We start from the raw sequence: 363 nt of genomic DNA on the forward strand, positions 1-363 counted from the left end.
ATGAAGCCCCCCTCAAGATGAGATTTCCCATAGCGCAAGCTAGTAAGATCCCTGAAAGATGATCAGGTTGATAGGTCAGAGGTGGAAGCGTGGCGACATGTGTAGCTGACTGATACTAATCGATCGAGGACTTAACCAAACTTTAAAAGCGTAAGCTTTACTCAGTAAACTGTTACCTAGTTTTGAGAGAACAAAACTTTTTAAAAAAGTCTTGCTTTCTTTATCAAATCATGTATAATATAATATGTCTGGTGGCGATAGCGAAGAGGTCACACCCGTTCCCATACCGAACACGGAAGTTAAGCTCTTTAGCGCCAATGGTAGTTGGGACTTTGTCCCTGTGAGAGTAGGACGTTGCCAGGC

General features: G+C 43.3%; 2 rRNA genes. Both read left to right on the forward strand.

Annotated elements, in window-relative coordinates:
- Positions 1–139: ribosomal RNA gene (locus tag AC1DEF_RS29395) — 23S ribosomal RNA — on the forward strand; the annotation flags it as partial.
- A 108-nt stretch (positions 140–247) separates the two neighbouring features.
- A 5S ribosomal RNA gene (gene rrf / locus AC1DEF_RS29400) occupies positions 248–363 on the forward strand.

The organism is Priestia sp. 10L35, from assembly GCF_056395685.1.